At 45.3% G+C, this 25,980-nt stretch carries 24 protein-coding genes and 2 tRNA genes; 24 read left to right on the top strand and 2 right to left on the bottom strand.

Annotated elements, in window-relative coordinates; genetic code table 11:
- Nucleotide 1: 1 nt before the first annotated feature.
- From rnhA to U1F02_RS01650, 19 genes are all read left to right on the top strand, one after another.
- Nucleotides 2-436 carry a ribonuclease HI gene (gene rnhA / locus U1F02_RS01740; protein ID WP_409988622.1) on the top strand — a complete coding sequence of 145 codons (435 nt, stop codon included), beginning with the start codon at nucleotides 2-4 and terminating at the stop codon, nucleotides 434-436.
- 49 nt (nucleotides 437-485) lie between these two features.
- Entirely contained in the window at nucleotides 486-1,229 is a 744-nt protein-coding gene (gene dnaQ, locus U1F02_RS01735; protein WP_409988621.1) for a DNA polymerase III subunit epsilon, read from the top strand.
- 111 nt (nucleotides 1,230-1,340) lie between these two features.
- Nucleotides 1,341-3,044: a pilus assembly protein gene (locus tag U1F02_RS01730; protein WP_409988620.1), complete on the top strand. Its 1,704-nt coding sequence runs from the start codon at nucleotides 1,341-1,343 to the stop codon at nucleotides 3,042-3,044.
- A gap of 3 nt (nucleotides 3,045-3,047) precedes the next feature.
- Nucleotides 3,048-3,842 carry an NAD(+) diphosphatase gene (gene nudC / locus U1F02_RS01725; RefSeq protein ID WP_409988619.1) on the top strand — a complete coding sequence of 265 codons (795 nt, stop codon included), beginning with the start codon at nucleotides 3,048-3,050 and terminating at the stop codon, nucleotides 3,840-3,842.
- 18 nt (nucleotides 3,843-3,860) lie between these two features.
- Nucleotides 3,861-4,514: a cation/multidrug efflux pump gene (locus U1F02_RS01720; protein WP_409988618.1), complete on the top strand. Its 654-nt coding sequence runs from the start codon at nucleotides 3,861-3,863 to the stop codon at nucleotides 4,512-4,514.
- Nucleotides 4,515-4,541: 27 nt separating this feature from the next.
- Nucleotides 4,542-5,615 carry a protease SohB gene (gene sohB, locus U1F02_RS01715; protein WP_409988617.1) on the top strand — a complete coding sequence of 358 codons (1,074 nt, stop codon included), beginning with the start codon at nucleotides 4,542-4,544 and terminating at the stop codon, nucleotides 5,613-5,615.
- A 26-nt stretch (nucleotides 5,616-5,641) separates the two neighbouring features.
- Nucleotides 5,642-6,274, top strand: coding sequence for a peptide-methionine (S)-S-oxide reductase MsrA (msrA, locus tag U1F02_RS01710; RefSeq protein ID WP_409988616.1), 633 nt, complete (start codon nucleotides 5,642-5,644; stop codon nucleotides 6,272-6,274).
- 22 nt (nucleotides 6,275-6,296) lie between these two features.
- Nucleotides 6,297-8,645 carry a DNA internalization-related competence protein ComEC/Rec2 gene (locus tag U1F02_RS01705; protein WP_409988615.1) on the top strand — a complete coding sequence of 783 codons (2,349 nt, stop codon included), beginning with the start codon at nucleotides 6,297-6,299 and terminating at the stop codon, nucleotides 8,643-8,645.
- 143 nt (nucleotides 8,646-8,788) lie between these two features.
- Nucleotides 8,789-9,415, top strand: coding sequence for a MotA/TolQ/ExbB proton channel family protein (locus U1F02_RS01700; protein WP_409988614.1), 627 nt, complete (start codon nucleotides 8,789-8,791; stop codon nucleotides 9,413-9,415).
- A gap of 3 nt (nucleotides 9,416-9,418) precedes the next feature.
- Nucleotides 9,419-9,853, top strand: a complete 435-nt coding sequence (locus U1F02_RS01695) for an ExbD/TolR family protein (protein WP_409988613.1) — start codon at nucleotides 9,419-9,421, stop codon at nucleotides 9,851-9,853.
- A 28-nt stretch (nucleotides 9,854-9,881) separates the two neighbouring features.
- A complete protein-coding gene (gene lpxK, locus U1F02_RS01690) occupies nucleotides 9,882-10,880 on the top strand; it encodes a tetraacyldisaccharide 4'-kinase (protein WP_409988612.1) in 999 nt (332 codons plus the stop codon).
- 51 nt (nucleotides 10,881-10,931) lie between these two features.
- Nucleotides 10,932-11,693 (top strand): 3-deoxy-manno-octulosonate cytidylyltransferase, encoded by a 762-nt coding sequence (kdsB, locus tag U1F02_RS01685; RefSeq protein WP_409988611.1) that lies wholly within the window; start codon nucleotides 10,932-10,934, stop codon nucleotides 11,691-11,693.
- 2 nt (nucleotides 11,694-11,695) lie between these two features.
- Nucleotides 11,696-12,175, top strand: a complete 480-nt coding sequence (locus tag U1F02_RS01680) for a low molecular weight protein-tyrosine-phosphatase (RefSeq protein ID WP_409988610.1) — start codon at nucleotides 11,696-11,698, stop codon at nucleotides 12,173-12,175.
- Nucleotides 12,176-12,232: 57 nt separating this feature from the next.
- Nucleotides 12,233-13,252 carry a UDP-N-acetylmuramate dehydrogenase gene (gene murB / locus U1F02_RS01675; protein WP_409988609.1) on the top strand — a complete coding sequence of 340 codons (1,020 nt, stop codon included), beginning with the start codon at nucleotides 12,233-12,235 and terminating at the stop codon, nucleotides 13,250-13,252.
- Nucleotides 13,253-13,427: 175 nt separating this feature from the next.
- The gene (locus U1F02_RS01670; protein ID WP_409988608.1) at nucleotides 13,428-14,081 is read left to right on the top strand and encodes a response regulator; all 654 of its coding nucleotides are present in this window, start codon (nucleotides 13,428-13,430) and stop codon (nucleotides 14,079-14,081) included.
- Nucleotides 14,082-14,161: 80 nt separating this feature from the next.
- Nucleotides 14,162-16,003: an excinuclease ABC subunit UvrC gene (gene uvrC / locus U1F02_RS01665; RefSeq protein WP_409988607.1), complete on the top strand. Its 1,842-nt coding sequence runs from the start codon at nucleotides 14,162-14,164 to the stop codon at nucleotides 16,001-16,003.
- Nucleotides 16,004-16,087: 84 nt separating this feature from the next.
- A complete protein-coding gene (gene pgsA / locus U1F02_RS01660; protein ID WP_409988606.1) occupies nucleotides 16,088-16,648 on the top strand; it encodes a CDP-diacylglycerol--glycerol-3-phosphate 3-phosphatidyltransferase in 561 nt (186 codons plus the stop codon).
- A gap of 116 nt (nucleotides 16,649-16,764) precedes the next feature.
- Nucleotides 16,765-16,838 (top strand) — tRNA-Cys (locus U1F02_RS01655).
- 33 nt (nucleotides 16,839-16,871) lie between these two features.
- Nucleotides 16,872-16,958: transfer RNA gene (locus U1F02_RS01650), tRNA-Leu, on the top strand.
- Nucleotides 16,959-17,274: 316 nt separating this feature from the next.
- On the opposite strand, the gene U1F02_RS01645 is transcribed toward U1F02_RS01650, so the two are convergent.
- The gene (locus U1F02_RS01645; RefSeq protein WP_409988605.1) at nucleotides 17,275-18,711 is read right to left on the bottom strand and encodes a PLP-dependent aminotransferase family protein; all 1,437 of its coding nucleotides are present in this window, start codon (nucleotides 18,709-18,711) and stop codon (nucleotides 17,275-17,277) included.
- A complete protein-coding gene (gene ccoG / locus U1F02_RS01640) occupies nucleotides 18,708-20,141 on the bottom strand; it encodes a cytochrome c oxidase accessory protein CcoG (RefSeq protein ID WP_409988604.1) in 1,434 nt (477 codons plus the stop codon). The genes U1F02_RS01645 and ccoG overlap by 4 nt, the downstream gene beginning before the upstream one ends.
- Nucleotides 20,142-20,344: 203 nt before the next feature.
- On the opposite strand from ccoG, the gene U1F02_RS01635 reads away from it, so the two are divergent.
- The 5 genes from U1F02_RS01635 (at nucleotide 20,345) to phrB (ending at nucleotide 25,959) form a co-directional block, all read left to right on the top strand.
- Nucleotides 20,345-21,286: a 5'-nucleotidase gene (locus tag U1F02_RS01635; RefSeq protein WP_409988603.1), complete on the top strand. Its 942-nt coding sequence runs from the start codon at nucleotides 20,345-20,347 to the stop codon at nucleotides 21,284-21,286.
- A 191-nt stretch (nucleotides 21,287-21,477) separates the two neighbouring features.
- Nucleotides 21,478-22,452 (top strand): HTH-type transcriptional regulator CysB, encoded by a 975-nt coding sequence (gene cysB / locus U1F02_RS01630; protein ID WP_409988602.1) that lies wholly within the window; start codon nucleotides 21,478-21,480, stop codon nucleotides 22,450-22,452.
- 170 nt (nucleotides 22,453-22,622) lie between these two features.
- On the top strand, nucleotides 22,623-23,579 hold the full coding sequence (locus U1F02_RS01625; RefSeq protein WP_409988601.1) for a YbgA family protein: 957 nt from the start codon (nucleotides 22,623-22,625) through the stop codon (nucleotides 23,577-23,579).
- Nucleotides 23,580-23,593: 14 nt separating this feature from the next.
- Complete coding sequence (locus U1F02_RS01620; protein ID WP_409988600.1) at nucleotides 23,594-24,505, top strand: MerR family transcriptional regulator; 912 nt, start codon at nucleotides 23,594-23,596, stop codon at nucleotides 24,503-24,505.
- Entirely contained in the window at nucleotides 24,502-25,959 is a 1,458-nt protein-coding gene (gene phrB, locus U1F02_RS01615) for a deoxyribodipyrimidine photo-lyase (RefSeq protein ID WP_409988599.1), read from the top strand. Before U1F02_RS01620 ends, phrB begins: the two co-directional genes overlap by 4 nt.
- Nucleotides 25,960-25,980 lie beyond the last annotated feature (21 nt).

Raw genomic sequence — 25,980 nt, 5'->3', positions numbered from 1 at the left:
ATTGAAGCAAATAGAATTATTTACCGATGGTGCCTGTAAAGGTAACCCGGGCCCAGGCGGTTGGGGGGCCTTGTTGCGCTACGGTGATATCGAAAAATCACTGTACGGCGGTGAAGCAGAAACAACAAACAACCGTATGGAGTTGATGGCCGCTATCGAAGGTCTTGCTGCGTTAAAAGAGCCTTGCTCGGTGCTGCTGACCACCGATTCCCAATATGTATTGAAAGGTGTTACCGAGTGGATTGCAGGCTGGAAGCGCAATGGCTGGAAAACCGCCGCCAAGCAACCCGTCAAAAACGCAGATTTATGGCAACGCCTGGATGAACAAACTCAGCGACATGCAGTTGAGTGGCGCTGGGTTCGCGGCCATACTGGGCATAGGGAAAACGAAATTGCCGATAGCCTCGCCAATCGCGGAATAGAAGAGCTAGGCTAAATAAAAACGCTAATACAAAACCCATCATATTTTTAAGCTCGGACATTACATGCGTCAAATTGTTTTGGATACTGAAACCACTGGTCTTGAAACGACCCAAGGCCATCGGATTATCGAAATAGGTTGTGTTGAACTCTTTAATCGCCGCCTCACTGGTCGCCACTACCATCAATATATAAATCCTGAGCGCGAAGTAGACGCGGGCGCTTTTCAGGTCCACGGCATCAGCAATGAAATGCTGGCCGACAAACCTAAGTTTGCCCAAATTGCAGACGAGTTTATGGCGTTTGTGGGCGATGCGGATCTCATCATCCACAATGCGGCGTTTGATATAGGTTTTATCAACGCAGAATTTGCGCGCCTTACACCTCGTCCGGCTACGATTGAAACCAACCGTACGGTCATTGATAGTCTTTTATTAGCTAGAGCAAAACACCCTGGTCAGAAGAATAATCTCGACGCTTTGTGCAAACGCTATGGGGTAGACAACTCTCAGCGCGATCTCCACGGCGCTTTGCTCGATGCTGAAATTCTCGCTGATGTTTATTTGCTTATGACAGGTGGTCAAACTGCCTTGTCTCTGGGTGGTAATCAATCCAGCAACAAAGACTCCAGTGCAGCCGTTAGCGAAATTCGCCGATTACCCGCTACTCGTAAGCCTTTACCAGTATTGATCGCAAGTGCAGAAGAGTTGGTTTCGCACGAAGCAAAACTTGCGGCTATAGATAAGAGTAGCGGCGGCAACTGCATTTGGCTGAAGGAAGCCATTTTGGACGCTCAAGTCAGTGTATAGACGCCTATTTGAGAAACCATTAGCATTCCTCATAAACGACAAGTAAATATCAGGCAAAGTCTCCGCAAGTGAGATAGAGTCAAAAATAACATTAAAACTAGGATCTGATTCATGAGTGCAAATGAAGCTTTTAATATTGCCTCGTTAAAAATGGTACACGATGAACTCTTGGCAACTATCGAACAATCAGCGCTTCGTTTAGAGCAGTTCGCGGGCGATAGAACTAACGGCGAACTCTTGCAAAACTGCATTGAGGGCGTTCGACAAATTCGCGGTACCTTGAGTCTGATTCAATTAAAAGGCGTGGATCTCTTAGCCGACGAGCTTCTTGAACATATCAATGACATTACGCTAGGTGATAATCCCGCTACAGATAAAAAGTTAGAGTTACTGACCGCTGCCTTTTTTATGCTGCCTCGCTACCTTGAGTTTTGCCTACAAACATCGCGTAGCATGGCGCTATTGTTAATTCCCCATATCAACGAATTACGACAAGCGCGCAAAGCACCCTTGTTGCCAGAAAGTTTTTACTTTAACTACGAACCCTTAACAATTTCGCGCACCGCTCAACAAACAGCACCTTCGCAAGAAAATCTTACTGCCCTCGTGCGTCGCCTACGTCATATGTATCAAGCGGGGCTTCTTAAGGTGCTGCAAGGCTCGCAAATAAAATCTTCGTTTGGAATTATGTGCCGGGCCTTGGAACGTTTGGAGTCCGTGTGTGGTGCTACTGCGTTGGGTAACTTGTGGTGGCTTGCGAATGCAAGCTTAACGTCCGTTAGTGAAGAAAACTTGCGGATCACCAAAAGCCGGAAAATGTTGTTTAGCAGTTTAGATCGCGAAATTAAGCGCTTGCAGTTTGAAGGTGCTGCGGTTATGAATCGCCAGCCTGATGCCGCGTTGGTTAAAGAGCTGTTGTACCTGCTCACATTATCAAAATCGTCAACCGATAAATCAAAAGCAGTCTTATCCGCTTATGCCGTTCCCTCGCTTAGTTACAGCGACAAAGAACTCGCGCGTGAAATGGAATTTTTGCGTGGCCCAAGCGTTAATACGATTAACTCAATGGCTGCTGTGTTAACCGATGAATTGCATAGCACGAAAAATATTTTGGAACGCGCTGCACAAAGTGGCGCAGAAACCTTATCTGAATCTCCTGAGCTTGTTGATACGCTGAAAAAGATTGCAGATATTCTGGCGATTGTTGGTCTGGTGTCACCGAGCAATGGCCTCAAACAGGAAATTGAAAAAATCCAACGCTGGAAAACATCAGGCGAAGCGGTTAATCCAAGTGATTTATTGAGTGTTGCAGACACGCTGTTGTACGTTGAAAGCACCATTGCAGGCTTAGGAAAATCCAATCTGTCTGATGAAAAGCTCGCACAAATTAACGCATTGTCACGCGATGATGTAATGGCCAATAACCAAATCGCTGAAGCAGAAAAGTTGGTGATTGACGAAATCGAATCAGGCCTTGCCATGGTCAAGCGAGCTTTAAGCGCCTTCGCCGAATCCAATTACGATAAAGCTCACATTGCCAACATATCTGCGACTCTTGATACAGTGCGCGGTGGTATGTTCGTTTTAGGCTTACCGCGTGCCGCTAAAGTCATTGCCGGATGCATGAAGTTTATTGATGAGTCTTTAATGGACGATGAACAACAAGCGGCAATTCAACACATGATGGATACCTTTGCAGACGCCATCATCAGCCTCGAATATTACTTGGATAATTTAAAGGTTGATAAAAAAGCCGATACTGACGTCTTGGGAATTGCTGAAGAAAGTCTGGAAGCCTTGGGTTATAAGGTGTAATCAGTGCAAGACACGCATGTGCATTATGTCGTTGCTGACGAAAAATTTTTGTGTACTGAAGATGGGAAAATCGCGTTTTTAAGTCATGCGGACTTGGCGCGGTTGAACTTTGAACCCGATATAAAGCACGCCCTAAAAAGTAAATCATCTGAAGAAGACTTCGTCGTCAGTGTTGCTTATAAAGAAATTCCGGGTTTCAGTTGGCGCACATTGCGCAGCCTCGTTGAATCAGTGACGGAAGAGGAGTTTCAAACCGCAGGGCGAGCTTTGCAAATTTTACGGTGGCATTTTGATCACCAATATTGCGGTCGCTGCGGGAAACCAACGGAGCAACATGCACGAGATTTCGCGAAAGTCTGCGTGTCGTGCAAATTAGATTTTTATCCGCGCCTCTCGCCGTGCATTATCACATTAGTGACGCGAGGTGACGAATGTTTGCTGGCATGGCACGCGCGCTCGAAAGATGAAAAATACAGCTGTCTTGCAGGTTTTATTGAAATGGGCGAAAGCCCCGAACAAACTCTGGAACGAGAAGTTAAAGAAGAAGTAGGCGTTAGCGTTGCTAACATCCGTTATGTTGCTAGCCAGCCTTGGCCTTTCCCCGGTCAGCTAATGTTGGGTTACTTCGCCGATTACGCTGAGGGTGACTTAACCGTAGATGGCGAGGAAATCCGAGCGGCTTATTGGTATCGCTATGATCAGCTACCCAATATTCCTGCTGCATCAACTATATCGGGCCGTCTAATAAGAACTTTTGTACAAGAAAGACAATCTATTCGTTCAAATAATGAATCATAAGCTTAGATAAGGATTCCTATGTTATATACCTTGGTTGCGCTTGTTATTGTATTAGTTGCTGCTTTTTTTATTTACCGTGCAGCAAAAGTTCTTTGGTTGAGAAGCTGGTTTATGGGTTGGCTCACCGGTATGTTCGGTCTTGGTCTGTTGGCTATCGGTGGCGCCATTGGATTAGTGTCCTACGACATTTATAGTTACAAGCAAATTTTGGTCGGACAACCCGTAGCAACTATTAATTTTGAAACTATTGAAGATCAATTTTTCGACGCGTTAGTGGTAGACGCTAACGGAAAACAACAACGGTTTAGTTTGCACGGTGATCAATGGCAACTGGATGCGCGGATTATTAAGTGGCAGGGATATTTTTCTGGTTTTGATATAAAACCCGCATTCAGGTTAGATCGTTTGAGTGGTCGTTATTACGACATACAAAAGGAAACAACCGAGAAGCGTTCAACCTACTCATTAGTTGAAAGCCCCCTGGGTTTAGATTTATGGAAGCTGATTAATGCACGCCCGCAATGGTTCTCTGTTATTGATGCTCATTACGGTACTGCACGTTATTTGCCGATGAAGAATGGGGCACTTTACGAGATTAGCTTGGCCAGTAACGGTTTAAATGTTCGGCCTTTGAATGACGTCGCAAGTAAAGCGATGGAAGATTGGAAATAGTTTATTTATCTTGATTGGAGTTATACGTTGGAATTCTTAACAGAGTACGGTTTATTTTTAGCAAAAACAGTCACTTTTGTGGTGGCTATAGCGGTTGTTGTCAGTTTAATTGTATCGGCAAGTTCACGTGGGAAAAAGTCAGAGAAAGGCCATATACAAGTTAGTAAGTTGAATGAAAAGTTTAAGGCTATGCGTGAAACCTTGCAGCACGCAGTGCTAGACGAGGAGCAGGTTAAGCAACTTGATAAAGATGAAAAGAAGCGTTTAAAACTTGAGAAAGCTGAGCAAAAGAAATCCGCCAAAGAAAAAGGTAAAAAGAACGCTGAATCAGCATCAGATGAGCATAAGAAGCGCGTGTTTGTGTTGGATTTTCATGGGGATGTCAAAGCCTCTGCAAATGATAGCCTACGCGAATCCATTAGCGCGGTGCTCACCATGGCAACCCCAAAAGATGAAGTTGTCGTAAAGGTAGAAAGCGGCGGTGGCATGGTCCATAGTTACGGTTTGGCCTCGAGTCAATTAGCTCGTATTACCAACAAAGAAATCCCGCTAACCGTGTGCGTAGACAAAGTGGCTGCGTCTGGCGGTTACATGATGGCTTGTGTTGCCAATAAAATTGTTGCCGCGCCTTTCGCTATTTTAGGTTCTATCGGCGTTGTGGCTCAGTTGCCCAACTTTCACAAGTTGCTCAAGAAAAATGATATTGATTACGAAATGTTTACGGCAGGTGAATTCAAACGTACCGTAACCATGTTTGGTGAAAATACTCAGAAGGGACGCGAGAAATTTGTTGAGGATATTGAAGACACTCATGTTTTATTCAAAGACTTTGTCTCAGAACATCGCCCCCAAGTCGACATAGCCAAAGTTGCCACAGGCGAAGTGTGGTTTGGGCGTCGTGCGAAAGACGTAAATCTTGTGGATGTATTGCAAACAAGTGATGAGTATTTATTAGATCAAGTCGAGACAGCTGATATTTTTGAGGTCGAATATGCGGTAAAAAAATCTCTCCCCGAAAAGATGGGGTTAGCGGCTCAAGCTGCGTTTGAACGCGCGCTTTTGAGCGTGTGGGAAAAAGCGCAATTAAATCGTTGGTTTTAGTTTTGTAATCTAGCTGGAGATAAAACATGTTTTATGTACAGCAAAAATTCACCTTGCCAACCCCAGAGCAAGCTTTGCCCGGGCGTACTGAAAAAATGCCGGTGACTCATAAGCACATGGTTTTAGGAACGACCTTAACAGAACCTTTCCCTGCGGGGCTTGAGAAAATTGTTTTTGGGTTGGGTTGCTTCTGGGGAGCTGAACGTCGTTTTTGGCAGCAGCAAGGCGTATACACTACGGCCGTGGGCTACGCAGCAGGTTATACGCCCAATCCAACTTATGAAGAGGTTTGTAGTGGGATGACTGGGCATAACGAAGTTGTGCTGGTTGTATTTGATCCTCAGAAGATTTCGCTTGAGGCTTTGCTCAAAGTTTTCTGGGAGTCACATAATCCTACGCAAGGTATGCGACAAGGAAATGATCGCGGTACTCAATACAGGTCTGGTATTTACACCTATAACGACCAGCAACTTTCTTCAGCTAAATCCTCACAACAGATCTATCAGAAAGCATTGACTGAAGCTGGTCTAGGCGAAATTACTACGGAAATATTACCCCTAACAGAGTTTTTCTACGCTGAAGCCTATCATCAGCAGTATTTGGCGAAGAATCCAAATGGTTATTGCGGTTTAGGTGGCACAGGTGTTTGTTTAACCTGATTGATTTATAAACAAGGATGTTATGCTAAATCTACTTTTCTTCTGTTCAGGCATTGTATTGGCGGGATATTTGCCGACTTTGCCGTCACCCGTAACGCTGTTGTCTGCCGCTGTCCCCGTACTTTTCGTATCCATTTTGTTTTTTCGGAAATTCCGCCCCGTTTTATGGGCAGTCCTATTTTTCTTTGGCTTGTGTTACGGAATTTTTTCGGGTTATCGTTTATTAGCTAATCAATTGCCACACTCTTTGGCGGAAAAAGATTTGGTTGCGGAAGGGCAGGTAGTTGGTTTGCCACAGGAAAATGATCGACGTCAGCTATTTACTCTGAAAGTTGACCGCGCATATTTCCCTTACGATTACGCTGAGCCATTCACACAATTTCCACACAAAATAAATGTGAGTAGCTACACAAATCTTCGAGTAAAAACCGGTGAGCAATGGCGGTTGACTGTGAAATTAAAGCGGCCCCGCGGCTTTGTGAATCCGGGTGGGTTTGACTACCAAGTATCGCTGCTTAGACGTGACATTGGAGCGACAGGTTATATTCGCCAAGGTTTAAATGAGCGCTTAAAAACTCAGCCAAAATTTTCGATGGACGTGCTGCGTTATGATTTGCAGCAATGGCTTCTAAACGCGAGTAGCAGTCCTCAAAAAAGTATTTTAGTGGCGCTGTTGGTAGGTGATACCTCATTGGTTGATAAAGACCAATGGGGACAAATGATCAAGACTGGCACCAATCATTTGATCGCCATCTCCGGTTTGCATTTAGGTTTTTTCGCCATAGTCGGTTTCTTTTTTGGAAATCTCATCGGCCGAAGTTTGCAATCAGTTTGGTCGAAGTTCCCGTCAGTTTTTTATGGTTGTGTTTGCTCGGTTATCTTCACACTTTTCTATAGCCTACTTGCCGGCTTTAATATTCCTACCATACGCACCTTAATCATGTTGATGGTTGTTCAGCTTGCCTTGTTATGGCGACGCAGCTTCTTTGCCAGCTATAGTTTGGTCATCGCATTAGTTTTGGTTCTGCTTTACGATCCCTTAGCCGCTTATGACATGGGTTTTTGGTTATCATTTGTTGCGGTAGCTATGTTGATTTTTTGTTTTTCTGGAAGGATTTCTACTTCTTTACGAAGTGGTGTGAGTGATGCAACCAAAAATTATCTTGTTGTGTTTGCGAAATCCCAGTGGGTAATGTTTATTGGCCTGCTGATTCCGCTATCCCTTTTAATTCATACATCTTCATTGCTGGCTCCCCCAGCGAATTTCGTTGCAATCCCAGTCATCACTTTTTTTGTAGTACCGTGTTTGATTATTTCAGCACTGAGTCATTTTTTGTTTCCATTTGCTGAATCATTTTTTCTGCATTGTTCCGAATGGGGAATGTTGGTGGTGCATGAATGGCTCTCTTATTTATTGAAATTGGGGGAAGGTAAATTTAATCCCTTATTGAATTTAAATCCCTTGGCTTTGGGGCTTGCCATTATCGGAGTATTTTTGATTCTCTCGCCTCGTGGACTTGGAAATAAATATTTAGGCGGGTTTGGGATCATCCTTGCCTTAGTCATTCCATTAAACCAGCTGCCGTCTTTGCAAATGCTGGTATTTGATGTGGGGCAGGGAACTGCGGTTCTCGTGCGCACACCTCATCATCAATTACTTTACGATACCGGGCCTGTTTACACGGAGAACTTCGATGCAGGTAGCGGAATCATTGTTCCTTACTTACAAAGCCAAGGTATTAATTACTTGGAGCACTTGGTAGTAAGTCACAATGATCTAGATCATCTCGGCGGATTAGCAGGTGTACTGGCTTCAACTGACGTTGACGATTTGTGGCTGGGTGAACCCGAAAAATACCAAGCTCAATCAAAACCCGTGCCTGTGGATACTTGCCACTCGCAGAAGCCTTGGCAGTGGGACGGTGTTAATTTCGCATTCATTAGGTGGCCACTGAAAACGAATGCCAAAGCGAATAATCATTCCTGTGTACTTATGGTTGAGTTTAATAACCACAAAATATTGTTGACGGGCGATATTGAAAAAGACGTGGAGCGGAGTTTGGTGGAGCAGGGCGGGTTAAGTCCGGTGGAAGTATTGCTGGCACCGCACCATGGTAGCCACACGTCATCGACTCCCGAGTTTGTTGCCAAGCTTCAGCCGAAGGTTGTTGTTTACAGCGCCGGATATCACAACCAACATGGGCATCCCCATGCGGATGTACAAGCGCGCTATCTTGCGCAAGGTTCAAGGCCCCTCAATACGGCAACAGGTGGCGCCTTAACGTTCAGTTGGGTGAATGATGACGCAGAGATAAGGGAGTATCGACTATTCGCAAAGCGTTATTGGTTTGATGACACATATCTCCAATAGCTTGATTTCTAAGGCTTCATCGCTAGAAAAGTTGAAGCCCAGCATGGTTTTCTACACGTCTTGTGGTAAGGTACGCCGCAATATCTGTGGTTTTTGGTTAGCCTGAAAAGTATTCAATAATAAGTTCGATAGTGAGGTCGCCTGTGTTCGAAATCATCGTGTCTGGTGGTGTAATGATGATTCCAATCATCCTCTGTTCAATTGCCGTTATTGGCATCAGTATTGAACGCTATTGGACGCTTAATCCTAATAAAGTCGCTCCCCGAACTCTTCTCGCGCAAGTGTGGAGTTGGATAAAGAGCAATCAAGTTGATGCGGCAAAGCTGCGTGAATTAAAGCAATCCTCTCCTCTTGGTAAAATCTTGGCCGCTGGTTTAAGCAATTCCCGTCATGGCCGTGAAGTGATGAAAGATTCTATTCAGGAAGCGGCCAACCAGGTTATTCACGATTTGGAACGCTACCTTGGTGCTCTGGGCACAATTGCAAACGTAGCTCCCTTATTGGGTCTCTTGGGGAGCGTATTCGGTATGATCGAAACTTTTAACGCGATCATGTTGAAAGGTTCGGGGAATGCCGGTGTTTTGGCGGGCGGTATTGCGGTTGCCTTGATTGCAACTGCAGCTGGTTTGATTGTTGCTATTCCAGCGACCATTTTGCACCGTTATTTTTTGCGTCGAGTCGATAGCTTGGTGGTTATCATGGAAGAAGAATCCATCAAATTGGTAGACGCATTACACACCGACCGTAATGTTGATGTGAAGCTGGTATAACCCATGAAATTTCGCCGCCAGTCCCGCGAACTCGAACCCATGAACCTCATATCACTAATTGATGTGATGTTTTTTTTGCTGATTTTTTTCATGCTGTCGAGCACTTTCACCAAAGAAACGCATTTAGGTGTTGAGTTGCCCGAAGCCAAAGGCGAGCCTTCAACCGATTCAAAACAACAAATTGAAATTGTGATCAGCGAACAGGGTAGTTTCTCTATTAATGGCCAAAGCTTGGTCAATAATGAAACAGATACTTTGCGTGCAGCAATTTTAAAAACATCCGAAGGCAAAACCGATATGCCGTTGTTATTAACAGCGGATGCTAAAACCCCGCATCAGTTTGTGGTAACGGCCATGGATGTAGCGGGGCAGCTTGGATTCAGTCGATTAAGTATTACCTCCCGTCAACCTGAAGCAGTAGACATTAAAAAGAAATAATCTGTTGCTGATTTGTGCTGGGCACCGCGTGAAAACATCACATAACCTCTTGTTAAAGGCTTGGTACGGTAAATCCTTTTGGGTTTATGTGTTGTTGCCTTTGAGTTGGTTGTTTTATTTCATCAGTAACATCCGTAAATTCGTATTGGTGAGATTTTTTCAACAACAGGTTTCTGTTCCTGTTGTCATCGTGGGGAATATTTCCGTCGGTGGTACCGGAAAAACGCCACTTATTATTGAACTTGTTAAGTATTTGCAGGATAAAGGACATAAGCCCGGTGTTGTGAGCAGGGGCTACGGCGGTAAAGCTCCGCATTACCCGTTTTTATTAAATGAAAAGTCCCTTGCATCAGAATCCGGGGATGAACCTTTGTTGATTTCCCGTTCGACGGGCTGTTGTGTTTGTGTATCGCCCGATCGTGTCGCCGCTGCAAAGGTATTAATTGAAGCTGGTTGCACAATCATTCTTAGCGATGACGGTATGCAGCACTACGTCTTGGGGCGGCAGCTGGAAATTGCTGTGGTTGATGGTCAGCGTTTATTCGGGAATCAACATCTGCTGCCTGTTGGGCCTTTGCGTGAACCTGTATCGCGGTTAAATAATGTTGATTTAATCGTTGTAAATAATCCGGGCGAAACCAAACTTATGCCCCATCACCCTAATATTCACGCGATGAATTTGGAGCCTGTCGCTTGGCGCAATATCGCTGCTCAAAAAGAATTTTCGCTCGATGCCGTTATATTGATGCAGCCGGTTCACGCGGTGGCCGGCATTGGTAATCCACAGCGTTTTTTTAAGACACTTGATTCTCTTTCGATAAGTTTTAACGCGCATCCATTTCCAGATCACCACACTTTTTCCCCGCAAGATTTTTCCGGCTTTAACAATGGGACTGTTGTGATGACTGAAAAAGATGCAGTGAAATGTCAGGCGTTCGCAAAACCCGATTGGTATTCCTTAGTTGTGGGCGCGCGGCTAAATGAACATTTTTGGTCAGCGTTTCAGCAAAAGCTTGATGCTTTATAAAAGAAATATTCCAAACACGTTGTTTTAGAAAATTGTCTAAAAGGTAAAACCATGAAATTTACGGTTGTAATACCGGCCCGCTATGCTTCCACACGTTTGCCGGCTAAACCTCTTAAAGAGATTGCTCGGAAACCTATGATTCAGCACGTGTATGAGCGTGCCTGTGAAAGCGACGCTCATCAAGTGATTATTGCTACAGACGACGAGCGAATTGAGGCCGTTGCCACAGCATTCGGTGCGCAGGTATGTATGACATCTGCGGAACACACATCTGGAACAGATCGTCTGCAAGAAGTAGTTAAACGCTTAGGCTTGGCCGATGATGAAATCGTCGTGAATGTACAAGGTGACGAACCTTTAATTCCCGCGCAAGTTATTAATCAAGTCGCAAATAATTTGGCGTCAATGAGCTCTGCGGCCATGGCCACACTCAGCGAACCCATTCATAGCTTGGCTGATTTTCGAAACCCAAACATCGTAAAAGTTGTTGCCGATAAAGAAGGGCGTGCTTTGTACTTTTCGCGCGCACCTATTCCTTGGCCCCGCGACCATTTTGCGCAGGCTGATGTAACTGAATTGCCGAATAATTTTCCTGCGCAGCGTCATATAGGTATATACGCTTATCGTGTCGGTCTATTGCACAAGTTTGTAACCTGGGCTCCCGCACCTTTGGAAAAAATTGAATTGCTCGAACAATTACGTGTTATGTGGAATGGCGAGCTAATTCATATCGCTGAAGCGATTGTTGCGGTTCCGGGCGGCGTTGATACAGAAGAAGATCTACAACGTGTTAAATCCTTGCTTGAGAAATAAAAATGCCGGTGAATGTTTTATTTGTGTGTTTAGGAAATATCTGCCGTTCACCCACCGCTGAAGGCGTTTTTCGAAAATTGGTGAACGAAGCGGGCTTAAGCGAACAGATCCACATAGACTCTGCGGGCACCGCAAGTTGGCATCAGGGAAAAATGCCGGATGCGCGTACCATCCTTGCTGCGAAAAGTCGTAATATTGATTTGTCTGTGCTGCGCGCCCGCGCTGTGCTCGCAAAAGATTTTCATGAGTTTGATTACATTTTGGCGATGGACGAGAGTAATCTCGAATATTTGCAATCGCTTAAACCGCAGGATTACGCGGGTCACCTAGGCTTGTTTTTAGCGTTCGGAAAACAAACGCATTACCGTGAAGTGCCAGATCCTTATCACGGCGGGCAGGCTGGTTTTGAATTAGTGCTCGATTTGGTTGAAGATGCTGCCGCAGGTTTGCTTGAAACGATTCAAAAAAATAAACTGCGTTAGTCGAAAGGTTAATCATTCGCTGACTACTTTAAAAGTCCGTTTATCTAGGTTTTAACTGTGCCACTTTATTTGCCTCATTTTAATTTACAGAACTACAACACACTTGCCTCGCCAGTGTGCGCGGATTTTTTTGTCTCCGTTAAAGATGAAGAAGAATTACAGGCGGCCATTAAGTTCGCGAAAGAAAAAAATTTTCCGCTGTTGGTATTGGGTGGTGGGAGTAACATAGTTCTGCATGAAAACTTTCCCGGTTTAGCCATTCACGTTCAATTGTTGGGAAAGGAGTTGGTGCGGGAGGACGATGAATTTTATTACGTTAAAGCAGCAGCGGGTGAAAACTGGAGCGATTTTGTCGATTACTGTTTGGACGAGGGATTTTTCGGACTTGAAAATTTGTCCTTAATTCCCGGCAATGTTGGCGCAGCGCCCATTCAAAACATCGGTGCTTACGGCGTTGAACTAAAAGACGTATTTAGTGAGCTAAGCGCGGTGGATGTTAAATCTGGTTTATCCATCACTTTTACACCGGAGTCTTGCCAATTTGGCTATAGAGATAGCGTGTTCAAAAACGCGCTTCTTGATCAGTTCATTATTACGTCGGTGACTTTTAAGCTGGGTAAAAAGCCGAACCTCAACATCCAATATCCCGCATTGCAGGCCGCTTTAGTCGGCTACAGCCCACAAGAAATTACTCCTGAGCTGGTGAGCCAAGTGGTTTGCGATATTCGACGCAGTAAATTGCCAGACCCGAAACAAATACCTAACGTAGGCAGTTTCTTTAAAAATCCTATTATCACCCCTAGCAAGTTGGTTGAGCTTCAGCAAACTTACCCCGATATAGTTTCTTACCCCGTAGATGAGACCAGAGTAAAGCTGGCCGCCGGGTGGCTAATAGATCGAGCGGGTTGGAAGGGGCGCGAATTGGAAGCTACTGTTCATGCCGAGCAAGCTTTGGTACTCACGAACCCTAAACGCTTAAAAGGCACCGCAGTTCTAGCCTTGGCGTCGGCTATTAAAGAAGCTATTTTGTTGAAGTTTGGCGTTGAATTAGAGCAAGAGCCAAGAAACTATCCCTAAAGCTTCAAAAAACCTTTAAGATTTGTAGAATGCGTTGATTGCGCTGTCTTGTCGGTCAAAGGCCGAGGCAATCAATGTCTGGTAGTTTGGATTGTGTAAGACTACAATCGCGAAAAATGCGCCATACAGCGTCCATTAGAAAAAATAACACTTGCCACAAGGCATGGGGGCTAGCTTGACTAAAATACTCGTTGTCGATGATCACGACTTGGTACGCATGGGGATAGTGCGTATGTTAGCCGATATAGACGGCTACCAAGTGGTAGGAGATGCCAAAAGCGGGGAAGAAGCAGTAACAAAAGCGCGCACACTTTTACCGGATGTGGTGCTCATGGACGTCAAGATGCCGGGAATGGGCGGGCTCGAAGCCACCAAAAAATTGTTAGTCGTAAATCCCTCCTTGAAAATTATTGCGGTAACCGCCTGTGATGACGATCTGTATCCAACGCGCTTGATGCAAGCTGGTGCTGTTGGTTATGTCACCAAAGGTGCAGAGTTTTCGGAAATTACCAGCGCTATCGACAAAGTGATTCGCGGTGACTTGTATATGAGCAGCAGTATTGCTCAACAGTTGGCGTTGAAAAACTTCTCCGGTAATAGCAGTCAGGATTCTCCATTTGAAAAGCTATCGCAACGTGAGCTGCAAACCGCCATGTTGATCGCCAACGGGCAAAAGGTTAACGATATAGCTAACACCTTTTGTGTGAGCCCTAAAACAGTAAACAGTTACCGCTATCGAATTTTCGAAAAGCTGGATATCAACAGCGACGTAGAGCTTACTTTGCTCGCCGTAAAACACAATCTGCTTGATCCGGAAGCGGTTGTGTAATTTTGGCGCAAAGCCCTGTATTGATCCTTCCTGATTGATGTAAAGTGCAGCCTACATTTTGTTGCCGCACTTTAATTCACATGTCTGAAAAATCTGTCGCCCCACAGTTTGATTCGGTTCGCTTTTTGGCGGATGCATCCCAACAACCCGGCATTTATCAAATGTTTGATGCCGAGGGAAAGATTTTGTATGTCGGCAAGGCCAAAAATTTAAAGTCTCGCCTTGCAAGCTATTTTCGTAAAACGGGTTTGTCGCCCAAAACTCATGCCTTAGTTGCGCGTATTAATCGCATCGAAGTAACCATTACTTCCAGCGAAGCGGAAGCCTTGATTCTTGAACAGAATCTCATTAAAGCCAACCGTCCGCCCTACAATATTTCACTGCGTGACGATAAATCCTACCCCTATATTTTTGTTTCTAGCGGTGAGCCTTATCCGCGCATCAGCGTGCATCGCGGTCCCAAGAAAAAACAGGGGGATTATTACGGACCATTCCCAAATGTAGGTGCTGTACGTGAAAGTTTGCACTTTCTGCAAAAAACATTTCGCGTGCGCCAGTGCGAAGATAGCGTGTTCAATAATCGTTCACGTCCTTGTTTGCAGTACCAAATTAAGCGTTGTACCGCGCCTTGTGTTGAATTTGTTAGCAAAGAAGATTACGAGAACGATCTTCGCCATACACGCATGTTTTTGACCGGTAATGGTCAAGAGCTCATGAGTGAACTAGCGAATCAAATGGATGAAGCAGCACAACAGTTGCAGTTTGAAAAAGCAGCACAATTCCGCGATCAAATTACTTTCCTGCGCAGCATTCAATCGCAGCAAATTATTGAAGAGGGGCAGGGCGATATAGATGTTGTTGCCCTTGTGAGTCGCCCTAACGCGCTGTGCGTGCATATTTTATTTGTGCGGCAAGGTCGCATTCTGGGAAGTAGAAGTTTTTTCCCGCAGATGGGGCTTGCCGAAACACCTGCAGATATTCTCACGCAATTTATTGCACAATTTTATTTGGCCAGTGCGGGGCGCGATATTCCGCGCGAAATTATCACCAATTACGAATTGGAAGATGTAGAGCTTTTGGCTACGGCACTACAGCAAGCTATTGGCCGTCAGGTTTATTTTTCACACAGTGTGCGAAGCCACCGCGCGCAATGGCTGCAAATGGCGGTGAACGCAGCAGAACAAAATTTAATTACCCATCTCAACACAAAACAAAATTCATTGGATCGCTTTGTCGCCCTGCAAGATGCATTGCAGTTGGACGATATACCGCAACGAATGGAGTGTTTTGACATTAGCCACAGTAGCGGTGAATTGACCGTTGCATCCTGCGTTGTGTTCGATACCAATGGCCCACTCAAATCGGACTATCGTCGATTTAACATTGAAGGTATCACACCGGGCGACGACTACGCTGCGATGCAGCAAGCCTTGGAGCGCCGTTACACGCGCCTCAAAAAAGGCGAGGGCAAGATGCCCGATATTTTGTTGATCGATGGTGGTAAAGGTCAGCTCGGAATTGCGAAAACTGTCTTGGCCGAGTTGGGAATTGATGATGTCTTGATGATCGGTGTCGCGAAAGGCTCGACTCGTAAAGCGGGTTTTGAAACGCTCTATAACGCGCAAACTGATACCGAAATTGTGCTTAACAACGATTCACCTGCGTTACATTTGATCCAACACATCCGCGATGAAGCGCACCGCTTTGCGATTACTGGTCATAAGCAGCGCAGAGATAAAAAGCGTAAAACTTCTACATTGGAAGATATCCCAGGTGTGGGTGCTGTTCGTCGTCGTGAGCTGCTAAGGCACTTTGGTGGAATTCAGGAGATTCAAAAAGCGAGCATTAATGACTTACTGCGGGTCAGTGGAATCAACCAGCACTTGGCAGAAGAAATCTATGCATTTTTCCATAATGAATAGGTGATAGTGTATGATCCACCTAACTTGCACGCTTGGCCCCGCTATTGCCTGCTCTGACCCCGTTTTTGGCGAGAAATACTGGTTATGACTTTTGCTAATCAGCTGACACTTCTGCGAATTGTTTTAATTCCCTTGTTTGTAGTGATCTTTTATTTACCCGTCCATTGGGCACATATTGCGTGTGCCCTAATATTCGCGGTCGCCGCCATTACCGACTGGTTAGACGGCTACGTTGCGCGCAAATACGATCAAAGCACTCCCTTCGGCGCATTCCTCGATCCGGTTGCCGACAAACTTATGGTTGCCATTTCTTTGTTGCTACTGGTTTCTGTTCACCATGATTCGGCTTGGTTTGTAGCGGCAGCAGCAGTGATTGTGGGGCGTGAAATTATTATTTCGGCGCTGCGTGAATGGATGGCTGAGCTCGGCCAACGCGCCAGTGTTGCGGTTTCGTTTATCGGTAAAATCAAAACTACCTTACAAATGGTTGCCATTTTGGTTTTACTAATGGATATAGACCGGTGGTACCTCATGGAAATAGGTTACTTGGCTTTGGCGGGCGCTGCGGCTCTGACTTTATGGTCCATGGTGATTTATTTGCGCGCTGCCTATCCCTTCTTTTCAACCACTTCGCCCAAAAAATAAGCATATCGTCGATTTTCACTCCTCAAATAGCTTGCAGGTCGCAAAAAAGACTTATAACTATCAGAAAACACTAGGATTTTGAAAATGACTCCGCTAAAATTGCGGCCTCTTGAAATGGCGCGATAGCAAAGCGGTTATGCGTCGGATTGCAAATCCGTTGAGCCCGGTTCGACTCCGGGTCGCGCCTCCACTTTTCTTTTACTTACCGAAGTAAAAGCACTCTGCCCGAGTGGTGAAATCGGTAGACACAACAGATTTAAAATCTGTCGCTCTTTGGGGCGTGCCGGTTCAAGTCCGGCCTCGGGCACCATCTATTTAGATGCGATTTTTTAGTTTCCTTCGTAAGAAAATATATCGCGTGACTTGAACCGGTACCCGGTTCAGGTGGTTCGCACATCCCTATGCTCAGCCCTGCGGGCCAGCTTAGCTGCCAAATTTTGTTCCTGACAAAATTTTCCGGCCTCGGGTAGCGCCCTAGCTTATTGCGTTCTATTTCCCTCTTAAAAATATATAGTGTCGTGCTTAAATTTCTTAGGTGAGTTTCCAATTTTTGGCATCAATTTATTGCAACACCGTATTTTAATGTGCGTTCAGGTTTGCGAAGCGAAAGATCTGCAAAAGGCAAATTATGAGACATGCTGAAATGAATTGATAAGCTTCCCAAGCAGCTTCAGCGATTCTTCAATCTTTGCATCCCAGATGTTTCCGTAATTCAAACGAATACAGTTCTTAAAGCTTTGGCTGGCAGAGAATATTGGCCCGGGTGCAATGCTAATACCTTGCGCGAGGGCAAGACGGAAGAGTTGTAGCGAATCTACATCGTGCGGTAGCTCTATCCATAAAAAATAACCGCCTTTAGGTTTGGTGACGCGAACGTCGGTGGGGAAATAACGTTCAATGGCGAGCATTAGTTTTTGTTGTTGTGCTTCCAATGTTTCGCGCAGTTTGCGCAAATGACGATCGTATCCGCCATGTTGTAGGTAATCTGCAATAGCGGCTTGTGCCGGGAGCGATGGAGAAATGGTTGTCATGAGTTGTAAGCGGTGAATTTGTTTGGCAAATTTTCCACCGGCAATCCAGCCGATTCGGTAACCAGGTGCGAGGCTTTTTGAAAAAGAACTGCAGTACATCACCAAATCATTTTTATCAAAACTTTTTAATGGTTTAGGTGGTTGTAAACCGAAATAGAGTTCTGCATAAACATCATCTTCAATGATGGGTAATTGGTAGCGCGCGCTTAATTCGCAAAGTTTTTCTTTTTTCTCATCGCTCATGCTCGCACCCAGCGGATTTTGAAAGGTACTCATAATCCAACAGGCTTTGATCGATAATCGCGTTAAGCTTTCTTCTAAAATGTGTAGATCAATTCCATCTCTGGGATGAACCGGAATTTCAACCGCTTTTAATTTCAATCGCTCAAGCACTTGCAAGCTGGCGTAAAACGCTGGCGATTCAATGGCGACTAAATCGCCGGGTTGGGTTAGGGTTTGCAAGCACAAGTTAAGCGCTTCCAAAGCTCCATTGGTAATCACTAATTCTTCCGCAGTGTATTTGTTTCCGGTTGACATGGCACGCAGCATAATTTGCCTGCGCAAAGTTGCGTTGCCAGATGTCATATCCGCAACGACTGCCTGCGCAGGCGTTTCGCGCAAGGCTTTCGTCATTGAGCGAGATAAGCGTTGTAGTGGAAAGAGAGTGGGGCTTGGAAATGCGGAACCGAGCGGAATGGTGGATGGGTCTTTCATCGAATCTAAAACTGAAAATACCAATTCGCTGACATCTACATCCGTTGCCACGGTTTCTTGCGGCAGATGAGCCAGATTTGATTGTTCCGGCTCCACAAGCACGCCGTTCGCATGGCTTCTCACAATATAACCAGAACGTGGGCGAGCCTCAATTAATCCCCGACGTTCCAATAAATAATAGGCTTGAAACACAGTCGCGGCGCTGATGTTGTGAGTACGGCTTGCGTAGCGAACCGAAGGAATTTTTTCGCCCGCTTGTAAGGTACCAACGCGAATTAATTCAGCAATTTCTTCGGCAAATTGTTCATAGAGTTTCATTGCTTGGGCACGCTTTCTGTTATTTTGGGGTAGATAAAAGTGGCTGGTTGCAAAATACTTTCTTGAGCGACATTGATGTTGCTCACTTTAAAATTGAAATTAATAAAGCCGGTCGAATCTTTCGGGGCAGATCGTTTTAACCTAATCGATACGGGTAAGTCAAAACGTTCTCCTGGCGCTAAGGTGACTTCGTAGGGCTTTGGCAAATACAAATCATCGATTGCATCTAATGTTACCGCGTAGATCTTTGTCTCCTGCGTTTTGTTGGTGATATTTAAACGATAAACGTTGATCACTTCACCCGCAGCGTTAGTGTGGAATAAGTTTCTATCTCTATACACGCTCATGCTGATTTGTGCGCGATCGTGCAAACTGAATAAGAGTGCCGCAACAATGATTAAAAGAGCAGCGACGTAAGAGAATAAACTCGGCCTCCACGTGACTCGTTTTTCACCTGCTAATTCTCGCTCTGAGGTGTAACTAATGAGGCCGCGCGCATAGCCCATTTTATCCATCACCGAATCACAGGCATCGACGCAGGCAGCACAACTAATGCAATCCATTTGCAGCCCTTGGCGAATATCGATTCCGGTAGGACACACTTGTACGCACATGTAACAATCAACGCAATCACCTAAGCCACGCGCCTTGTAGTCTTCATCTTTTTTGCGTGAACCGCGTTGATCACCACGTGAGCTGTCATAGGCTACGACGAGCGTGTCTTTATCAAACATCACACTTTGAAAACGAGCATATGGGCACATGTGTGTACAAAATTTTTCGCGCAACCAGCCCGCATTAAGATAGGTGCATAAGGCTATAAAACCTACCCAGAACGCATAATCTAATTCAAGCGATGCAGTTAGCAGGTTGGGTACCAAGTGGCGGATGGGAATGAAATATCCCATAAAAGCAATCGCTGTCGCGAGAGAAGCCAAAATCCACAGGCTATGTTTGGCGGCTTTTCGTAAAAGTTTTTTGGCGGAGAAGGGCGATGCATCTAATTTTGCGCGTTGGTAGCTGTCGCCTTCAGTTATTTTTTCCATCCAAATAAATGCCCAAGTCCAGGTACTTTGCGGGCAGGCGTAACCACACCAAACACGCCCAGCAAACACTGTAACCGCAAACAATAAAAAGGCTCCAATAACCATCGCAAAAGCGAGTAGCGAAAAATCCTGCGGCCAAAAGGTGGCACCAAATACGTAAAACTTACGTTCGCCCAAATCCCAAAGTACCGCTTGATGACCATTCCAGTTAATCCAGGCTGTAGCGAAAAATAGGATGGCCAATAACCCGGCAACACCGATGCGAATATTCTGGAATCTGCCTGTAAAGCTTCTTACATAAATTTTGCCACCCAATTGGGATGGTGTAGGTTTTTGATGCTCGCTTTGGCTGGGGAGGTTATAGACGGGGATGGATTCGCTCATAGGGATATCTCTCAAAAAGACTCCAATCCATTATGTTTTGGCAACTGCACCCGTAACAGATTCAGAAATCGCATAAAACACCGTATCAGATTGGATTGCCTTACAAGCGTATTGGGCTTGAAAAAATTCCCTGATGACCAAATTTGGTGATAGCTTAAGAGCGACCTTTAGATTGGAATGACCCTATTAAATTGGAATACCCTATGCCCAGCGGTTTCGGAACCAAACTTGTTATTGCCATATCCTCACGCGCTTTGTTCAATTTGGATGAAAGCCACAAGATTTATGAAAGTGAAGGTTTGGACGCCTATGCGCGCTACCAAATTGATCATGAAGACGAAATTCTTGCTCCGGGGGATGCGTTTCCCTTGGTACAAAAGCTGTTGCTATTAAATGAGCGATTGGGTGGAGAGCCTCGGGTTGAAGTGATTTTGCTGTCGCGCAACAGTGCGGACACCGGTTTGCGTGTGTTCAACTCCATTGAGCATTATGGGTTGAAAATAACGCGCGCGGCCTTCAGTGGCGGGACTTCGCCTTATGGGTACGCGACGGCTTTTGGTTGCCATCTATTTTTATCAACAAACGCGGAAGACGTTAGGCATGCGCTGGATCACGGTATAGCGGCGGCGACCTTGTTGACCTCTAAAAATAAAAGCGAGCATGAAGGCCAGATTCGATTCGCGTTCGACGGCGATGCGGTGCTGTTTTCGGACGAAGCCGAGCGAGTTTATAAGCTGGAGGGACTGAGCGCTTTTACCGAGAGGGAAAAAGCTTCTGCGAAAGAACCGCTTTCCGGTGGACCTTTTAAGGAGTTCCTTGCAGCGCTACAAGGTTTGCAGCGAGAGTTTGGCGAATACGATTGCCCAATTCGCACAGCACTGGTAACAGCGCGTTCCGCACCAGCGCATGAGCGGGTGATTCGAACTTTGCGAGCATGGAATATTCGTATCGATGAATCACTCTTTTTGGGCGGCTTGTCCAAAGGCACTTTTCTGAAGGCTTATGGCGCAGATGTATTCTTCGATGACCAGCGCATTCATTGCGATTCGGCCAGCGAGCATGTGGCAACCGGCCATGTTCCGCACGGAATCGCCAATCAGCCGTTAGATTCACCACACCCAGTCGGAATAAAAAAAGCGGACTAAAAACTATAAAAATCTCAGATATGGTCTAAAGTTGTAAGAAACCGAATTTTTGCGATATATGCAAATAAATTGGACATTCAAACTTAAGTGTCTATTCTTGAAAAGCATAACATTTAAGTTTTTTTATAACTGTTGATTGCGCCTGTGATTAACGAACATTCCTCCAGTTCAATGAGCCATTTGGAGGGCTTATGAAGCTGCAACAATTACGATACATCTGGGAGGTTGCGCACCACGACCTTAACGTGTCGGCGACAGCGCAAAGTTTATATACCTCTCAACCAGGCATTAGTAAGCAAATCCGCCTGCTCGAAGATGAGTTGGGCGTTGAAATTTTTTCCCGTAGCGGTAAGCACTTAACCCGCATTACTCCCGCTGGTGAAGCTATTTTAAAGAAAGCCGGCGAAATTCTGCGCAAGGTAGAGAGCATCAAGCAAGTTGCGCAAGAGTTCAGTAATGAGCGCAAAGGTACGCTCACAATTGCGACGACTCATACCCAAGCGCGCTACGCACTGCCGCTTGTAATTGGCCAATTTATTAAGCAATATCCGGAAGTTGCCTTGCATATGCACCAAGGCACACCAATGCAGATCTCTGAAATGGCTGCTGATGGCACTGTGGATTTTGCGATTGCTACCGAAGCCATGGAGCTGTTCAGTGATCTGATCATGATGCCTTGCTATCGTTGGAACCGTTGCATAGTGGTGCCTAAAAATCATCCGCTGGCTCAGGTTTCACGCCTGACGTTGGAAGATGTTGCCAAGTTCCCCATCGTGACTTACGTCTTTGGGTTTACGGGCCGCTCCAAGTTGGATGAAGCCTTTATCAATCGTGGTTTGGCGCCTCGCGTGGTGTTCACAGCGGCAGATGCGGACGTTATTAAAACCTACGTGCGTCTCGGTTTAGGGATAGGCATCATTGCTCATATGGCTTATGACGCAACTGTGGATACAGACTTGGTTTCACTCGATGCCAGCCATTTGTTTGAGTCGAGCGTGACCAAAATTGGTTTCCGTCGTGGTACTTTCTTGCGCGGTTTCATGTATGACTTTATCGAGAAGTTCGCTCCGCATCTCACCAAAGATATAGTCAACGAGGCGTTTAATCGTCATTCGCGCGCCGAACTGGATGAGCTGTTTGCGGACGTAAAAATCCCAACGCTCTGATTCAAATCCAGCTAAGCCCCCTAAAGCCGACGTCAGTCGGCTTTTTTTTGCCTCAAAGTCCTGCCTCAACTTTCCATCCTCAAAAAAACTTATACGCCATATTTGCTTTGTACAAGAAAATGGGCTTAAACTTATACATGAATTCAATTCTTGTATAAGGTTGGTGTGCCGTGGATAAGATTCCTTTGGGTGTGAGCAAATGTCTTCTAGGGGAGCCTGTGCGTTTTGATGGCGGGCATAAACGAAATCGTTACCTTACGGATGTTCTCTCGGAATATGTGGAATTTCGCCCGGTCTGCCCCGAAGTGGCTATTGGGTTGGGAATTCCCCGCAAAACTATCCGGTTGATCGTGACGGATGGGCAAGATCGTATTCGCGGCGTTGAAAATCCCGATCTGGACGTTACAGATGCCCTTGTGAAAGAAGCTGAGTTAGCGGCTCAAGCTATGCCCGATATCTGCGGTTATGTGTTTATGCAGAACTCTCCCAGTTGCGCTGTGTTTGGGCTCAAGCGCTATGGCACCAACGGTTACAGTATCGATAGCCAAGGTCGCGGTGCCTACGCAAAACGCTTTATGGAGTTGATGCCGCTAATTCCTGTTGAGGAAGCGGGCAGGTTAACGGATGCTGGTTTGCGCGAAAATTTTATAACCCGCATTTTTGCGTTACACGATTGGCGCAAGCAGTTACAACACAATCCCACACCAAAAAAACTCATCGAATTTTATTCACGTTATAAGTATCAAGTGATGGCTCATCACGTGCCAAGTTATTTTGCAATTGGAAAGTTTCTGGCGAATTTGTCAGCAAAGCCAATTGAAGAAATTAACCAGCAGTTTATTCACATGTTGATGACAGCCTTAGGCCACAAAGCATCGCGCAAGGGCAATACAAACGCCATGATGCATCTGCGAGGCTATTTAAAATCACACATTAACAAACTCGAAAAAGAAGAGCTTGGTCACCTCATAGAAACCTACGGCAAGGGACAGGTTCCGATTATCGTTCCGCTGACGTTGCTCAAGCATCACTTAATGAAGCTGGATAATCCTTACTTAAAAAATCAAACATTCTGGTCACCTCATCCAGATGCTTTGGGGTTGCGTAACTTTGTTTTAGAACACTAGCGGCGAAAATTTCCATGACAACTGAAAATTCAGAAGAGACTTTGCCTATTCGTGAAATTTCACGACTCACGGGCGTCAACAGCGTTACCTTGCGCGCATGGGAACGTCGTTATGGCTTGATTAAGCCACTGCGAACGCACAAGGGCCATAGGCTTTATCGAAAAGAAGACGTTGAGCTAATCAAAAAAATTCAGGCGTGGTTGGCGCGTGGATTGGCTATTGGAAAAATCAGCGAGCTCTTGGACCCGAATCAATTTTCCTATGAGTTGAATGTTGAAAATGTGTGGCAGTCCTATTTGGATGAGCTGCTTTCACTTATGTCAGACCTTAATCTGGGAAAACTGGATGCGTGGTTTAATCAATTATTTTCTGTGTACCCGGCCGATATCATAGCAGATCAATTAATCGCCCCGACGCTGGAGCATTTTGAACAGGGCGTGTATGGCAACGCGACTAAGAAATCCATTTTGGTTAATAGGGTGTCTGAATATCTGCTGATGCTAACGCAACGCCAACGCCAGGGCGCCAAGCGTGAACGTGTTGCGATCATTCAATTAACTGCAGAAACAAATCCTTTGCTCAATATAATGCTGCATTACGGTTTAACGACCAGTCAATTCAAATCCGAATTGCTTGGGGTTAGCACAACGAACGAAATGCTCTTTGCTGTAAATCAGTTAGGGTTAAATGGCATTGTTATTTACAATAATTCGTGTTCGAGTTTGGGTGATTTCCAAAAAGAGCTGCAACTTTTTTCACAAAAAATAGCCAAGCCAATTATTGTTGCTGGCAGTGTTGCTGCCGCACTTCATTCCGATTATCCATCTCACGTCAGCATTCTCAGAACCGGTGGATTACAAACTGTCTTTGCTACGCTAAATCATATTTTCCCTGCCGATAGAAAAGATGGTGAGGTGAATCTATGACCCCTCCAGCGAGTAAGTCTGAACACGGAAAATCAATTACTAGATTTCAGAAAATTGTTTGGTTTAGGAATGATTTGCGTGTTTACGATAACCCAGCCTTATATAGAGCCGCCGAGGATGAGCAAGGTGTATTAGCGGTTTATTTTATTTGCCGCGATTTTATTAAGAATCACGTTGTTGCTCCAGCACGTGTTGATTTTATTCGCCGGCATTTGTTGTTGCTTAATCAAGATTTAGCTGAGCTCAATATTCCGTTACTTGTGTTTGATGTAGAAAATGTTTCAGAGGTTATTCCACAGCTTCAACTGCTTATCAGCAAATACAATGTAGAGCAGTTGTTTTTTAACGCAGAATATCCTATTGATGAATTCGAGCGAGATAAAAAGGTTGCTGAGGTTTTGCGCGCGCAGGGTGTTATTGTTAAGCGTTTTCACGATCGTGTGATGATTCCTCCCGGAATGGTTAGAAACGGTAAAGGCGAACCTTATAAAGTTTTCACCGCGTTTAAAAACAATTGGCTTGAACAGGTTAGGGGTTTAGAGCTTCAACCACTGAAAAAGCCAAAGCTTCAACCCGCTCACAAAGTTGCACACCTGGGTGATGATGCAATCAATCAGCTATTCGCTAACCTAGAGTTGCGAGATTTATCATCCTTGTGGCCCGCAGGTGAAAAAGAAGCGAGCAAACGTTTAAAGCAATTTGTTAAAAATCGAATTGAGGGCTACCAAACAGCGCGTGATTTTCCCAATCAAGACGGAACCTCTCAGCTGTCACCGTACTTGGCGATTGGCTCTATATCACCTCGCCAATGTATTGCTGCAGCGCTACAGGCGAATAATGGTGAGCTGGATTCAGGTAATGCTGGCGTGACGACTTGGATAAGCGAGTTGATTTGGCGAGATTTTTATCAGCATGTCGTCGTGGATTTTCCCAGCGTTTGTAAATTCAAAGCTATGCAAAAACATACGGAAGCCTTTCCATGGAAATACGACCAAAAGCTATTTGATGCTTGGTGCAATGGCGAGACGGGTGTTCCCATTGTTGATGCCGCCATGCTGCAATTGAAAGAAACGGGTTGGATGCACAACCGTTTGCGCATGGTCGTTGCCATGTACCTGACCAAGAATTTGCAAATTGATTGGCGAATGGGGGAGCACTATTTTATGACGCAATTGATTGATGGCGATTTTCCAGCCAACAACGGCGGCTGGCAGTGGAGTGCTTCAACTGGAACCGATGCAGCTCCTTACTTCAGAATTTTCAATCCCATTAGTCAGTCCCAGCGCTTTGATCCTGAGGGGGCGTTCATTAAAGGTTACTTGCCCGCGCTCAAACATTTGCCCGCGAAGCTTATCCATAATCCACCACCTACGCCGGGCTACCCTTTACCCATTGTCGATTTATCAACCAGTCGCAAAGAAACCATCGCCTTATTCAGTGCTCTAAAAGCCTGATTTAAAAACCGCCGAATGATT

Source organism: Cellvibrio sp. (assembly GCF_046347455.1).
Taxonomy (GTDB): Bacteria; Pseudomonadota; Gammaproteobacteria; order Pseudomonadales; family Cellvibrionaceae; genus Cellvibrio.
The sequence above is the reverse complement of the archived record's forward strand: the minus strand, read 5'-3'. Positions and strand labels throughout refer to the sequence as shown.